The sequence below is a fragment of the Mesorhizobium sp. M0208 genome (assembly GCF_040322015.1).
Lineage (GTDB): Bacteria > Pseudomonadota > Alphaproteobacteria > Rhizobiales > Rhizobiaceae > Mesorhizobium.
The window spans coordinates 57604-71490 of the sequence record NZ_JAMYSP010000030.1; the positions used below are offsets into that span (position 1 = coordinate 57604).

Annotated in this window: 13 protein-coding genes; 3 read left to right on the forward strand and 10 right to left on the reverse strand. The window is 59.3% G+C overall.

Annotated features, from left to right (window positions below):
* Nucleotides 1–2: 2 nt before the first annotated feature.
* From NKJ17_RS24880 to NKJ17_RS24905, 6 genes are all read right to left on the reverse strand, one after another.
* A complete protein-coding gene (locus tag NKJ17_RS24880; RefSeq protein ID WP_352690466.1) occupies nucleotides 3–2360 on the reverse strand; it encodes a type I restriction endonuclease in 2358 nt (785 codons plus the stop codon).
* A gap of 3 nt (nucleotides 2361–2363) precedes the next feature.
* Entirely contained in the window at nucleotides 2364–3113 is a 750-nt protein-coding gene (gene scpB / locus NKJ17_RS24885; protein ID WP_352690510.1) for an SMC-Scp complex subunit ScpB, read from the reverse strand.
* A 31-nt stretch (nucleotides 3114–3144) separates the two neighbouring features.
* A complete protein-coding gene (locus tag NKJ17_RS24890; protein ID WP_352690469.1) occupies nucleotides 3145–3243 on the reverse strand; it encodes a hypothetical protein in 99 nt (32 codons plus the stop codon).
* Between the two features lie 7 nt (nucleotides 3244–3250).
* Nucleotides 3251–3538 carry a DUF1403 family protein gene (locus NKJ17_RS24895; RefSeq protein ID WP_352690472.1) on the reverse strand — a complete coding sequence of 96 codons (288 nt, stop codon included), beginning with the start codon at nucleotides 3536–3538 and terminating at the stop codon, nucleotides 3251–3253.
* Nucleotides 3480–3935 carry a DUF1403 family protein gene (locus NKJ17_RS24900; protein WP_352690475.1) on the reverse strand — a complete coding sequence of 152 codons (456 nt, stop codon included), beginning with the start codon at nucleotides 3933–3935 and terminating at the stop codon, nucleotides 3480–3482. Before NKJ17_RS24900 ends, NKJ17_RS24895 begins: the two co-directional genes overlap by 59 nt.
* A 159-nt stretch (nucleotides 3936–4094) precedes the next feature.
* Nucleotides 4095–5231, reverse strand: coding sequence for an RHE_PE00001 family protein (locus tag NKJ17_RS24905; protein ID WP_352690478.1), 1137 nt, complete (start codon nucleotides 5229–5231; stop codon nucleotides 4095–4097).
* Between the two features lie 283 nt (nucleotides 5232–5514).
* Between NKJ17_RS24905 and NKJ17_RS24910 the strand changes: the two genes are divergently transcribed.
* A complete protein-coding gene (locus NKJ17_RS24910) occupies nucleotides 5515–6447 on the forward strand; it encodes a recombinase family protein (RefSeq protein WP_352690481.1) in 933 nt (310 codons plus the stop codon).
* A gap of 290 nt (nucleotides 6448–6737) precedes the next feature.
* Here NKJ17_RS24910 and repC read toward each other — a convergent pair whose 3' ends face one another.
* The 4 genes from repC to NKJ17_RS24930 all read right to left on the reverse strand — a co-directional run bounded on the left by repC (nucleotide 6738) and on the right by NKJ17_RS24930 (nucleotide 12585).
* On the reverse strand, nucleotides 6738–8081 hold the full coding sequence (gene repC / locus NKJ17_RS24915; RefSeq protein WP_352690484.1) for a plasmid replication protein RepC: 1344 nt from the start codon (nucleotides 8079–8081) through the stop codon (nucleotides 6738–6740).
* A 154-nt stretch (nucleotides 8082–8235) separates the two neighbouring features.
* Nucleotides 8236–9270: a plasmid partitioning protein RepB gene (gene repB, locus NKJ17_RS24920; RefSeq protein WP_352690488.1), complete on the reverse strand. Its 1035-nt coding sequence runs from the start codon at nucleotides 9268–9270 to the stop codon at nucleotides 8236–8238.
* Complete coding sequence (gene repA, locus NKJ17_RS24925; protein ID WP_024927411.1) at nucleotides 9267–10448, reverse strand: plasmid partitioning protein RepA; 1182 nt, start codon at nucleotides 10446–10448, stop codon at nucleotides 9267–9269. Before repA ends, repB begins: the two co-directional genes overlap by 4 nt.
* A gap of 1006 nt (nucleotides 10449–11454) precedes the next feature.
* Nucleotides 11455–12585, reverse strand: a complete 1131-nt coding sequence (locus tag NKJ17_RS24930; protein WP_352617628.1) for a site-specific integrase — start codon at nucleotides 12583–12585, stop codon at nucleotides 11455–11457.
* Between the two features lie 275 nt (nucleotides 12586–12860).
* Here NKJ17_RS24930 and NKJ17_RS24935 point away from each other — a divergent pair, with 275 nt between their 5' ends.
* Both NKJ17_RS24935 and NKJ17_RS24940 read left to right on the forward strand, forming a co-directional pair.
* Nucleotides 12861–13157, forward strand: coding sequence for a hypothetical protein (locus NKJ17_RS24935; protein WP_352578990.1), 297 nt, complete (start codon nucleotides 12861–12863; stop codon nucleotides 13155–13157).
* A complete protein-coding gene (locus NKJ17_RS24940) occupies nucleotides 13147–13740 on the forward strand; it encodes a type II toxin-antitoxin system VapC family toxin (RefSeq protein WP_352690503.1) in 594 nt (197 codons plus the stop codon). Before NKJ17_RS24935 ends, NKJ17_RS24940 begins: the two co-directional genes overlap by 11 nt.
* Nucleotides 13741–13887: the final 147 nt, after the last annotated feature.

Below are 13887 nucleotides of genomic sequence, written 5' to 3' on the forward strand. Positions count from 1 at the left end.
TGTCACCTATCATTTGGGTGGATGTCTGACGCAAGCCTCTCGAACAAAGGCTTCAAAAACTCCGCTCGCGCTTTCGTTGCGGCAGCTGCGATCGACTCTTCAATCGAGGTTTCAAGCACCCCGAATGCAGTCCATAGGCGCAGGGCGAGTGCAGGATGCGGCGGCTCCGCCGCCGCATGGTTGGCCATCTGCTCAATCATCATGGGAGCCCTGCTGCGAAGCTGAGGCGCCTGAACGAATTGGATTATCGAATTCACCACTGGCTCGACCACGCCAGCGTTCGGACAAATGACGGAACCTCCCCCGGGCAAATCATGGGTTTCAAGGCCGAGCCATTCCTGAAGTCTTTCATCGACGCGAAGCAGGAAGTTTGGGGATGCTCCGATCTCCAGAGCGAGATTGACATTGATGTCTCCAACTTCATTCCGGGCCATGGGCAGCGCGAGAATCTGAGACAGGATCAGAAATGGGAGATCATTGCCGATCGCCGGACCGCCTGCACCGAAAGGAACCTCCAACTCTTCCGAAATGCCATCGGGTGTTCGAATGATTATCGTCGCACCATCGCCAATTGTCGTGACGTTTGGTCTGTCTTCCAGCATTGTTTCAATGAACCAAGGCAGCAGATCGCCATTGTGGTAAGCAATCTCCCGCAGCACTGCTGCGCCGACAACATCGGGAAGTGGCAGGCCAGCGCAGCTCGCTATGAACATGTCGTACAGATCGTTCGCTTCTTCCTCCGAGTTGATGTTGGCCCCTAGAATGTCGCGAGCGATGACAATCGCAGCCGCTTTGGCGAGAATCTCTGGCACGCGCGGATACAGAAAACGGTCTCCGTCAGGCATCGACAAGTATGAAACCAAACCGCTATCGACGAGTCGTTTGATCCTTGGTTCGCCAAGCTTTGCCTCAGCTCCCTGCAGGGAAATGGCACCAAGGCCTTTGATGAGCACGATCGCACGCGGGTCGCCCGGCTGCCCGGATTCGTCTTCCATGAACGCCTTTGCGAAGCGCAGGAAGTCATCCCTCATGGTGCCATTCGCTATCCTCTCCCAGGCGCCGTCAAGAAGGCTTGGGCCAGTGACGGTCGGGACACGGGTAATGGTCATCATCATGCGTTGCTCGTCGATGATTGGCGGTGAGCCCAATGGCTTTTTTGCAATCAGGAGACGGAGAATGCGAGGCTGACGGTAGTCTGCGTTGAACTGTGAACCACGGTCGCAATGAAGGTTCCAATCCTCGGCCATCAGTTGGACTGCCGTGGCGAACTCGGGTTGAGAAAGAGGATCAAGGTCGATCCTGACAGCCTCGCGCCCAAATGCTGATACCTGCCCCGACCCGGTGATGGCCAGACTTTCAAACCAGGCCTCGTCAATCGCTGTCACAATTGCAATGCCGTTACCCTCACAGAGTTGAATGAGTTCCGAGACGTCCTGTCGGGTTCGCTCTCCCGATCCACCGCCCCAGCCGTCAACGACAATTGCGATTGGATGAGCGGCTGGTTGCTGGAGCCGGTGCAGAAGCCAGTGTCGGACTGTGTCCTCGCTGGCCGACCGGAACAGCTTGGCTGCTATGACATTTGCCATGAACCGGATCGGGCCATGGTCGGCAGCAACCGCGTCGATAAAGATTGGCGTAAGATCGCCGCGCGGGCACAACTGAGCGAGTACGTTGGTGCGCCCGGAAAGCGCCGGACCGACAAGCACCGTCACTCGGTTGCCAGCCTGGACGGATTCTGCAAGGGCCTCAACGGCCGTGCGTGGTATAGAGAATTCCTTGCATAGAGGCCGCGTGAGATCCCTGACGTCGCCGGTCATTTGGTCAAGAGCGCGCACCGATGCCGATCGAAGCAGATCGGCAAAGACGATGTCATCACGGGCCAGCAGGTCCCTCACGGCGTCGTCGTAGATCGCCCCCGCAAGCTGACTTGCATCTTTGAACCTTGCCGCAACCGCCGCCTCGTCGAATGTTTCGGTATCAACGACCGCTCCGTCGAAGCTTCGCAGTATGGAGGTCTCGACACCGTTCGTGACGATTGCCAGCGGAGCCATGGGTTCGACCAAGCGCGCGTAGGACAGCGCCTGGCGTACCGCATCCTTGTCGATGCTCTCGTCTGGCGCCTTCAGCTCGATGACCGCGAGAGGCTTGCCGCCGTTCCGAACAAGAATGTCGGCCCGCCCCCCGGCCCAGGTTTGCTTGCTTCCGATGGCGTGATCCGAGTGGCCCAGACGGATTGTGAATGTTTCCTGAAGGTCGATCGCCAGCCCGGGAAACGTCGCGGCGACGAACTTCGCAAGACGCGCCTCCAGTGTGGCCTCACTCACCGATTTGGGTTGTTGAGGTTTGGTTCCATCATCCATTTTCTAGACTCCAGGTACTTCGACCCACAACTCTTCGTTGGCAGCGGCCTGCTGGCCAATGCCACCGAGACCGTCACTCTGTTTGGCCGATTTCCTCAACCCCGGCAGGTTCGCCATCAGACAGGTCCTCGCACCCAGAAGCCCGAAGGGACTCTCTCCTGCAAGCAGTTTCTCCTTCGACAGCAATCCGGCATCCTCGAGCGCATCAAAGTCCGGCAGGTCTCGCAGCGTGTTGAGCCCGAAGTGGGACATAAACGTCCTGGTCGTCACATAGGTGTAGGGTGCCCCTTGGGTGGGGCTTCGGGGACCGGACGCAATGAAGTCTTGCGAACGCAGCACACCGATCAGGTCGCGGCTCACTTCCTTGCCAAAGAAGGACGACAGCTCGGCGCGGGTGATTGGTTGGAAATAGGCAATGCACATGAGGACCAGATTTTCCAGCTGCGACAGGGATCTTCCTGCACTGCCGCCGGCACCTTGGCCCGTTGCAGCGCGAATGGCGTCCGCGTAATTTTTCCGCGTCCAGTGCTGCCAGGCGCCCGCGACGGAGACGAGTTCGTAGGGTCGACCGCGCAATTCGTCGCGGATGTCGTCAATGATCAGATCGATGTTGCAGCTCTTGCCGACGACGCGCGCCAGGACCTCTCGCGTCACCGGTTCGCTTGCGGCGAAGATCACCGCTTCGACGCGACCCATCCATTCACGCCATCGCAACGCCGCCGGCAAATGCTTAAGTTCGGTGTCGACCAGCATTGGCTGGCTTTCCTTTATGTCACTGCTCCTTTCAGATGTTGCTGGGATCCAACAGCCTATCGGCGCGCCGGCCAAGTTCAGTTCCCAGTCGGCACGCCTCGGTGGCGCCGTGCGCCAGCGCCAGGCACACAGCCCGCTCAAAGTTTTGCTCCCCGGGCCGTATTCTCGTCGCGATCCCGCGCCCCGCCTTCTGCCTGGAAGGCTGGCGTAAAAACCTGCGCCATCAAAAGCGGAACCGGCCTTGGCCAACGCAGCTTTCGCGCCAGCACCAGGTCCGCTAGCCACCAACCGAGCGGCTCGGCATCGCGACGCGCACGATAAACGTAAGCGACGATCGCCGCGGCGGAGTACGGCGCCGGTCTCCCGTCATCGTCCACCACCAGATGAACGACCTGGTCGGCAACAGAGCAAAAAACTCGCCCCATCGCAACCCGAACAAATCGACGATGCCGGCAAGCATGTCGGCATCGAGCTCGGGCACCCTCGATACGAGCCGACGTCAAGCAGCCAACCACCTGCGGGACCGATTGCCGACAAATCAGCCCCAGGCGGGGGCAAATTCCAGACGTCGCGCAACGCTGCCTCGTCCTCGATGCGGCCAGCGAGCCGCACCGCCGCGACTGCGTTTCTCAGCGCCAGGCGTTGTCGCCAGGCGCCCACCCTTGGCGGATCGGAGCGCACCAGCACGTCCAGCGCGTTGAGGGCCGCGCCTGCCATGACGGCAGCCGCGGCATCGGTCGCGACTGGTCCGTGCGGGATCGCCCAGCCGGACACAGTCGGTGTAGCCAAGGCGACAAAAGGCGAGGTGGGAGCTCGAATCACGCCGGATCATGATAAATCGCCTGTGCGCTTTTGGCCATCAGATAGACCATTTTCCGCACAGCCTGTCATGTTAAAAAAACGAACGATAATGTTGCATTATCAGTGCCTTAGTCTCTTGTCATAGCCCACGACAAGGGCGGCAACCTCTCGATGCTCGTTTCAGATCACTCCCCATGCCCGAAACCTTCCCCTCCCCGTCATCTCGCGCAGGCCGAGCTCGCCGACCAGGTTGAGTGCCCCCTGTTTTGTCACCTTTAGCCGCTCCTGGATCATGCCGGTCGAGACGAGTGGCCGCGACAGCACCAGTTCAACCAGGTCGGACAGTTTGGAGCTGGCGCGGCGGTCGCGGAGTTTTCGCTCCATCTGGCTTTTTGCCAGCACCAGCCGATCGTGTTCCTTCAGGCCGGCCAGCGCCGCGTCGTGGATTCCATCGAGGCAGGCCAGCAACCGATCGGAGCGATTGCGCGCTCGTCGCCGCTCCCGCGGAATGTTTTTGGCGCCGAGATGCAGGCTGGCCAGATGGTTGGCGGCAAGACCTTCCTGCCGCAGCAGCGCGGCAACAAGCAGCGGCCCGAGCCAAACGCCATGCTGAAGCACCTCGATGTCCGACCAGGCCTCGAGCAGGATCGCGCCGCGCAGGACGACCGGCAGATCGCGTGTCCTGGCGATAACGTCCTGCCATTCGGCCAGCCGTTCTTCTTCATTCCAGTCAAGATCGTAGATCAGGCCGTTTTGCGACTCCGGCCGGTGACGAAGTGACGTCTCCTCTCTTCGAGCAGGCACGTCGGCGCCGCTCAGAATCTTCGACGAGCGTGCCAGGACGGCATCGATCTCGGCAAACTCCTCAGCCAGAAGCTCGTCCTCAATATCGTCCCGAACATCGGCTTCAACGACGCTGTTTCCAGCCCCCTCCCCTTCCCGGCTTTTTGGCCCCGATGCCGGCATCGCACCGCCCCGGCCGGCCAGCGCCAAAAGCCCGTCGCGGCTGAGCGCCCAGTCCGGCTTCTGTGCAAAAATTCGCCGTCGGGTTCGCAGCACCGCATGCGCGCGGGTGAGCTCGTGGGTCGGTGTCCGAATGTCCATATGGGCGTCGTGGAGGACGAGGTCTTCGACGTGGACGAGTTCGCCCGCGAGCCAGAGCGCGGCAGCCGCGTCGGCGAAGTGCTGGCGCTCGACAAAACCGTGGCGGACCGGTGAGCGGGCCAGCCGCTCGCCAAGCCGCGCCAGAACCTCGGTGGCCTTCGCGACAGGGGCGATGAGGGTGTCGAGGGACAAAGCACCGATTTCGTAAGCCATTGTTTTCATGATGCCTGATTCGCGTTAGTCAAGCTATCCGGCTGTTAAGTTGACTTGCAGGGGATTTTCTCCAGCGGCTTTCTCACTATCGATAATGACCACATATCGGGACTGTACAGCCCACGCCCTGGGGCGATCAGGAGGCTAGAAAACGTTGATTTTCAGGCTTATCGAAGCCGTAGGAGGTACGCAAAGGACTACTAGAGACGTTTACAAACGATCGTTTGTTGATATCTTCGGTGTTTGTACAAACGCCTCTTTCCCCTACTGAGAGACGCCGCAAATGGCCCGTGAAGCGCAAGATCGACGCTCCGGACGACCAAGAGGCCGGCAAATCGGCTACGCGCGCGTGTCGACGGACGAACAAGCGACGGAAGCGCAGGAGATTGAGCTGCGATCGGCCGGTTGTGACGTCGTCGTTCAGGAACATGGATCCGGCGCGTCGAGAGCTCGCCCGGCCCTACTGCGGTTGATGAGCGACATCGGCGCCGGCGATGTCCTGGTCGTCGTGCGTCTCGATCGCCTTGCGCGCTCGGTCAGCCACCTTCTTCAGGTGATCGAGGATCTGACTGAGAAGGGCGCGCATTTCCGATCTCTCCGAGATCCAATCGACACGTCGACGCCACAGGGCATGTTTTCGCTACAGGTACTCGGCGCCGTTGCCCAGCTCGAGCGTGCACTGATTTCGGAGCGAACCAAGGCCGGCATCATCGCTGCACGATCCAAGGGGCGACTACCAGGCAATCCTGGTATCCGGGAGCGCAGGCCCGAAGCCCTGGCGAAAATGACCGCGATACAAAAGGCAGCCTATGGCCGACGGCTACAATCAACGATGAACCAGTGGCTTCCGACGGTCCGTCGGATGCGACCAGACCATAACTGGGACGACATCGCTCGGGTCCTGAACCAGCGCGGCCTCGACTGGACGCCTGAACGACTGCGGCGGGCAGTGAGGTGGCTCGTCACAGAGCACCTGGCCGAATCCACACTGCTAAAGCGGGCGTCTCCTCTGCCTCCCGAAGATCGCCTGATGACTCTTGTGGCAGGGATTTCGCAGTCTAACCCAGACCTGTCGCTCCGCGACATCGCTGGCCAGCTCGAGCGCCTGCATGAGCGAACCCCACGAGGAAGCGCAAAATGGTCTGCCTCCTCAGTCAAGAACCTACTCGATCGAGCCCACCGGGTTGGACTCGTCGCCGAACTACCCACGAGCTAACCGTCATCCCGCTGCAGAACAGTCCTCAGTTTACGGTCCGTGGCTGACGTTCAACATTCCCGAGCCGCTTGTACGCGGCCCAGGCATCAGCTGGAACAGCGCTGCCGGCCCGCGCCAGCCAAGCCGCACGATCGGATTCGGCGAGTGAGTTCCACCACACCATTCCGGCGGTTTCATCGGGCGTCGGTTCCTGGTCGTGTTGGTTTTTTCATGCCTTCGATGCTCTCATAAGACGCTCGTCCCGGCAAGCGCTGCAGCCACCGTCCACGGATCGAAAACCGCCCGGCTGATCATGATCCGCGCCCTGGCTTGTCGAGGCTGCGGCGCAACGCATTGCTGATTTCCAGCCGGGATTCGGTGCGGACGACCTTGCCCGCCATCTCCAAATCGACGGCAGCGGCTTCAGCTCCGGTTCCGGTCGTCTTCGACGCGTCAAGCTTGGCCCGCAACAAGGCCATCACCATCGGCCAGACCGAGAACTTTCCGACCTTTGCTCGATCTGTCAGGCTGCGCAAATAGCCGCCGGCGCTGTTGATCTGGTCCTGCCGCTGGTAGATCGCGGCAATGGTAATCGCCGCCTGCTGCTCACCCATTGCCGTTCGCGCTTCCTCCCAGGCGCTCGGGCTGACGCCCATGGACGGTCGGGCAACCTCGGCCGCGGCCAGAAATTCACGCCAGTTGCGGATTCCGCCGCCGCCCTTCACCAGCCAAAGCATGTTCGGGCAGGCATCCAGCACGATCCCTAGCGGTAGTTCGCGTTTCGGTAGGCTCCGTACGTTGTCGGTGTCCGTAACGTTGGCGCCCGCTTCATCTTTATTTCCTGAGCGGCTTTGAGATTCAATTTTAGAGTCTGGTTTTGAATTCTGTATGTGGCGCCCATTTTGGGACTCATTGGCGTCCACTTTCTGTGTTTTTACAAATGATTCCAATGCTTCACGCACTTCAGCCCAAAGGCCTTCAAGCTCCTCGGCAATCGCCTCGAGGGTTTGTCTGGGTGCGGTGCGTGGTATTTGGCCGACAATCGCCTGGTAGGCCTGCTGGACCCTGCCCCAGTTCGCCGGCACGCCTTCCTCAATGCCGGCCTCGATCATCTTGACGATGTCACGGCGGCATATGGTTAGCCGCTCTTTAACGAGACGAAAGGCCTTCTTCTCAGATCTGACCGCTTCCGCAAGATTCTTGAACTCCTCAGCGCGCGCGACGATCGGCGAGATGTCGAAGCCATAGGCTTGCTCGATCTCGCCCCCCTGCCCTTTCCGGGCGAAGCGCTTGCCGTTTGGGCTGTCCCGACGAATGATCAATCCACACTCGACCAGAACGGCCAGGTGCCGCCGTAAGGTCGTTGGGGGCATGCCATTGGCGCGGCGGATAAGCTGCTCGTTGGATGGCCATACAACCAGTTCGCTGTCGCCATAAAGCGCTGTGTCCGGATGGAACGACAACAGCGCGTCGAGAATAGCCAAAGCGCGATCGGTGGCGCCCAGAGCGATCCTGGCGTCCTTGATATCTTGGAAGACATGCCATTTGTGGACGATCGCGTCCTTCGGCACGGCCCTTGCGGTGACTTGGCTTGAAATCATGCCAAGCGTCATCGATCGCCGCCCAAAGGGCGTCGTCGCAATATTCGTCTCCATTTTCTTTCACCCTCGATTAGGCAAAAGAAACCTGCTCGCCAAAACGACGCCAATGACTCTTGACAGTGATTCGTGGAGATGCGATTCTCAGAGTGCTTAGTTCAGAGAGAGGCTTCCACGGCTTGCCGTTCGGGGGCCTTTTTCTTTTGCGGTTTCAGACTCCTTGTTTCGTGATGGACTTCCGAAAGGCCTCAAACAGGTCGTCCAGTTGTCCGGCGATAAACGCTGCGAAACGCGATCCTTCAGCCTCTCCCACGGCAATCATGGTAGTTTTTCCGTTGTCTTTGAGGCTGACGCTGACTGTTTTGTCTGGAGCAGCCCAGGATTTCATAGCAATCTTGGGCTTTGATGGCTTGGCCGGACCCGCAGGTTCTTTGATCGCATTATGCTCCGATGGAAGCGTCTCAAGCAGAATAATGAATCTGTCGTCGGACGTTGCCTCGCGGAATTTGTTTTTGCGAATAAGATCGAAAGCTTTTGCGGGTGAGCCGTCTATGGAATAGCGGTTCGAGAATTCCTGCCATCGTCCTCGACCAATCCCGGGAGCTTTACCAATCGATTGCAGTATCTCCTTGTCGACCGATGAGGCGATTTTGATCATCTCGGAGACATGCGATTTTCCTGTCGACAGCGAAGCGCAGATGGTGTCCCGTTTGTATCCCGCTTCCTGCTGCGCAAGCGCAAAAGCGCACTTCTCAATGTATGAAAGATCCTCTCGAGCGGTGTTTTCTTCGCCTTGGAAAATGACTGCTTGTTCATCAGTTAACTCGCGGACGGCCGCTTTGAATCCGATCCCAAGCTGCTTAGCTGCCGCTAATCTTCTGCGACCATAGACGATTTGAAACTCGCCATCCTTGCCTTGTACTGGCCGAACCAATCCAGGCACAATTTGACCGCGCTCCCGCATGGATTCAGTGATCTCAGCAATGGCGGAAATCTCGTAGGCGTCATCATATCGATCGGTGATAGACGACGGCCGTATTTTGTCGGGATCGAGTTCAATGATCTGTTCGCCTGACTTCAGTAACTTGTCGGCGATATCGCTACGCTCTTGCATTTGGCGAACACCAGCCGCCACCTTCATCAGGTGCGGCGATGACGTGCGGCGGCTGACGCCCTCCTCCGAATTGTCCTCCCCGAGTTGCCCCAAAACAGCAGCAAACATGCCCTTAGAATCTTTACGGCTCACTGTTCACGCCTCCATGCCATTGTGATGAGGCTTTCTATTTCCGCGTTCGCGGCATTGATCGATTCGATTGCACGATCATAAGTTTTAGGTGCCGAAAACCTCGATCGTTGCACTTCATAGAGGCTCTGCTTCCAAGTGAGAGCGTCCGCAACCGCAGTGGATTTGGAGACTGAATTCAGAAGTAAATCCTCGCCAAACACTTGGCGCATTAGGGCCTGCATGTTGGCTTGCGGGTGGTCGTTGGCCTCAAACTTTGTGATGAGGAATTTGGCGAAATCCCAACGTGCGCCTGCACCAGCCTCATCCAGGATTTGCATATAAGATGCGGCCAGCTCCAAAAACTTCCCTGTGGAGTCGACATCGAGCATGTGCGCTGGAACTGGGATTAGGACTCCGGTAGCGGCAGTGAGCGACGAAAGTGTCAGGAAATTGAGTGACGGCGCACAGTCGAGAAGAACGATGTCGTAGCTATCGACGATCTGTTCGAGGGCCTGTGACACTCGAAGCAGAAAACTGGTTCCACCGCTCTTGCGCATCTCAAGGGTAACGGCCGTCTCGAATTCTGTCAGCTCAAGACCGGCGCAGATGACGTCGAATCCGATGATATGCGTCTGATGAATAATCTTTTCCGTTGGCACCGGATCATCAAACCGAATCGCTGAGTAAAGGGTGTCACCTTCTCGGTAGTCAAATCCGGGTAACGCTCCTTGCAGACTTGTTAACGACGCCTGGGGATCCATGTCGACTGCGAGAACGCGATATCCACGTAGTGCCAACCAATGACCCAAGTGAATAGTGGTCGCTGTCTTGGACGATCCACCTTTGAAGTTCGTGATCGCGATGATCTGGCAATCCTCGCCTTTAACACGACGAGGATTGATCCATTTCTTCCGTGCCTTTTCCGCCAGGTGCATCCGAAGGTCCAGCACCTGCTCCACAGAATATAAGCGCTTTCCGGTGGTCGTTGTCTCTGGCTCAGGCCCCTGCCCTTTTAAGGAGACCTGCCTTATGTAAGCTTCGGTCACTCCTAGCAATGCTGCCACTTCCGTCGAAGTGAATTTGCGCATCGTACGAATCGCATCAGGAGGATACTGAGCCAGCGAAAGATTGTTGAGTGCCTTCTCGAGTTTCGTCGAAAAGGTATTCATGAACTGAAGGCTACTTAGATGCCGCGTCACCCAGATTCTCCTCTTGCACCCAGCGCCTATTGATAGCGACTGTGGTTAACAAGCTGTTAACGCCACGCCAACTACGCCAACTTTTCGAATTACGCGGTTTTTCCGTTACTGGAGGTATGCCCGATTCGGAGAATTCGAGCAAATGGACACAGGGCAGTTCCCAGCTGGGAACTTTTCGTTATCGCTGGCTTCCCTGTGCCGTCAAAGTTGCGCATCAGGTATTGAAAAAGACCGCTATGAAGCTGGTTATGCAGCATGGGCACGGGCGAGCCCCGTTGCCCGTTTTGTCCTCCTAGATAGTCGACGTTGGTGTACGCGGTTGGCCTCTGGCTTCCGCGTACGGCGGCGAGCGACCTACAGAAGCGCAGGTAGGTTTCGGCGCATGGAGAGATACCCCCTCCCCCCACTTTGGCGCGGCGGCGAAATTCCCGTTGTGACGGAGGTACTGAGCTCGCGCAGTCCTAGGGGAGTCACCATCCTTTGCGTCGGAGACGATGGGTTGTGTCTGTGATGCAGCCATGCCGCGCCGCTTCCGATGTCACTTCGGTGATCGCCCCCCAGACTGACAAGTTAGACGCCCCACGGCCCCTACCCTGCAACGAGGCATTCCGTCCGGGCCGAGCGGCTCTCGCGAATGGCAACTCAGCGGCTCGGATCTGTCGCCAGGCGCCCCATGCGATTTGACAGCAATCAGCACCGTTTGGCACGTGGACGTCCTGTCCACGCGCACTTTCCTCCAGCGTCGAGCAAGAGGCTCCTGCAGTCGCCAGGCAACTTCCCTCGGGGGCTAGTCCAAGTGTCGGCGAACGATCCTGGAGAACTCATCGAGAAGCAACTTCTCGCACAACCCGTACTTTGAGTTCCCAGCTGGGAACAGCTCTTCAAGTTGGAGGCTTGCGACCGCACCAATAAACCTTGGAAACCCATCAACATGATGGTTGGATCTGTGGCGCCGGGGTGGATTGGCGCATCCAGAGTCACCTGCGGCTGGGGGGCGTACCGCACTCTACAATCCTGACGCCTTAGTTAGATTGACGCGGAAGCGATCGCGCCGGCGCTGGTATTTGCGTGTCATCTCTGCCGAGGCGTGACCAAGCTGCTTCTGCACGTAGCGCTCGTCAACCTCGGCAGAGGACGCGAGGCCGGCACGCAGCGAGTGGCCCGAAAACTTTTGGCCGCGCTCGCCCTCGGAAAGATCACCGCGCACGCCGGCGGCCAAGGCCGCGCGTTTGACCAGCCGCGCCACCTCCTGATCGTTGAGCCGCTCGGCGCCCACAGCTTTGCCCTGCCCCGTGACGCGGCGGAAGAGGGGGCCATGCGCGATGCGGGCCAGCTTCAGCCAGGTCTGCAGGGCGACGACCGGGCAGGTGGCATCGGACGAGCCGCGGCCAATCTCGACCTCGCGCCAGCCGGTCTTGCCTCGCAGCGTAACCAGCACGCCCTTGTCCGGGAAAAATTCAATCCAGCCGCACCCGTCCTCGGTTTGATCGCGCGCAACATCGAGGCCCACGATTTCGGAGCGGCGCAAGCCGCCGGCGAAGCCCAAAAGCAACATGGCGCGGCCGCGCAGACCGCGCAGCGTGCCACGATCGAGCGTTTCCAGCATGGCGACAAGATCGTCGCGCAGGATGGCTTCCTTTTGACGGGGAGGGGAGGCGTGTTTATTGCGGATACCGGCGAGCACGGTGGCGATATGCCGGTCCTTCCGGTCGAGCGGTTGACCGCGTTGCGTATAGTTCCAGGTCAGCGACGACAGGCGGCGCTCAATGGTCGACACAGACTTTTTGTCCCGTTCCGATCCTGAGGCCTGGGCCGTGATGTAGAGGCCGACGACTTGTGGATCTGGCGGCAGCGGATCAAACGCCTGGCGCCGGCACCAGGCGCAAAAATGCTTCCAGTCGGCGGCATAGGCGCGACGGGTGTTTGCCGAACTCGCCGCCTCGACGTAATCGCGCGCGCGGTCGGCCAGCTTTTCGAGATGCGCAGGCAGTGATGCTTGTCGCGAGTCGAGGACCTGCGTGGGAGGGGAGGGAGCCTCATCCGGGTGCCCCATTTCCATGACGACGTCGACAATGTCAGGCAGGTCGCTGGTGTCGACCGCGTCGATGGGCGTCATGAAATTACGGGGACTGCCCATCGAAACTCTCGATCATTTGAATGTCACAGTGGTGCGATTCTGAGAGCCCCAACGTGCGACCAAAGCGCCCAATTGTCCACCGCGAGGTGCTTGACCAATAGCTCCCGAGATTTGCGCCGGTCGCGTACGACCACACGCTGGGTCGTGCTATAGCATGACCGGGCGACGGACCATGTCCGATCCAGTGTTGACCCTCCTAGGGCCCTCTTTCTCAGTGCCAATCCTTGCCTTCATGTTCAACATCCCTTATGTTTCGTTCAACAGGAGAATCCAGGATGAGCGTACGTGGCGCAACGGCAGCCGAAAGCGAGGAGCGGATCGCCCACACCCGGAACCGTCTGGTGCTTGAGCAGGCGAGGGCGGTCGGCCTTCTCGGCGCGGCCAAGAACACACGTCTTTCCGGCAGGGTGCCGTCGGAATTGATCGAGGCGGCAAAGAAGCGCGCTCATGTGACCTCCGACACTGAGCTGCTGGAGCTCGCCTTGTCGCGGCTGGCCCTCGAGGACGATTTTGGCGCCCGGCTCGTCCGCCGCAAGGGCAGCATCTCCGCAGACATTGATCTTGGCGTTTGATCTCGGGAGCGCACTGCGTTCCCTCAAACCACAGCGGCGTGCCGGCGGGCTGGAACGGCGGCCGGATTCCGCTCTGTCCTGGGCAGGGGACCAGGCGCCTGTCGGCGGTGCATTGCTTCTCGACACGAGCGTCTATCTGGATGTCCTTCAGGGCCGCACGCCCGAAGTGGTCGACGACCTTCTGACCTATCGGCTCTGTCAGCACTCGGCCGTCTGCCTTGCCGAGCTCAGCCACCTGTTCGGCCGGCTCGACCCAGCGCACCCCACGACGAAGTCGGTCCTGAAAGTGGTTGCAGGCACGATTGAAGACATTCCAGTGCACCGGCTGCATGCACCCGACGCCACCGCCTGGGGACGCGCCGGCATGCTTGCCGGCCTGCTGTTCCGGCTGAGCCGTCTGCCGAAAGGGGAGGGGCATGAACGCCGCTTCCTCAACGATGCGCTGATCTTTCACCAGGCCGGTCTGCTGGGCGCGACGGTCCTGACCGGCAATGTTCGGGATTTCGATTACCTCAACCAGCTTGTTCCGTCGGTGCGTGTGATCTTCTACCGGCCGGTGACAGACTTGCGCCCGCAGGGTTGAAAGCGTCTGTGGCAGATATGCCCGTGCACCGTGTTCGTCCAACCTCCTTTAATGACCACCAGTGTCACTCTTCCTAGATGAGTGGACGGTATGTCTTTGTTTTGTAACATTCATCACTCATCCTAATCGAGTGGATTCGTCCCGGTT

Coding starts and splice junctions, on each gene's coding strand:
- repC (WP_352690484.1), bottom strand. CDS start 8,081: ATGGAGACGAATATTGCGACGACGCCCTTTGGGCGGCGATCGATGACG.
- scpB (WP_352690510.1), bottom strand. CDS start 3,113: ATGCTGGTCGACACCGAACTTAAGCATTTGCCGGCGGCGTTGCGATGG.
- NKJ17_RS24880 (WP_352690466.1), bottom strand. CDS start 2,360: ATGGATGATGGAACCAAACCTCAACAACCCAAATCGGTGAGTGAGGCC.
- NKJ17_RS24910 (WP_352690481.1), top strand. CDS start 5,515: ATGGCCCGTGAAGCGCAAGATCGACGCTCCGGACGACCAAGAGGCCGG.
- NKJ17_RS24895 (WP_352690472.1), bottom strand. CDS start 3,538: ATGGGGCGAGTTTTTTGCTCTGTTGCCGACCAGGTCGTTCATCTGGTG.
- NKJ17_RS24905 (WP_352690478.1), bottom strand. CDS start 5,231: ATGGCTTACGAAATCGGTGCTTTGTCCCTCGACACCCTCATCGCCCCT.
- NKJ17_RS24935 (WP_352578990.1), top strand. CDS start 12,861: ATGAGCGTACGTGGCGCAACGGCAGCCGAAAGCGAGGAGCGGATCGCC.
- NKJ17_RS24930 (WP_352617628.1), bottom strand. CDS start 12,585: ATGGGCAGTCCCCGTAATTTCATGACGCCCATCGACGCGGTCGACACC.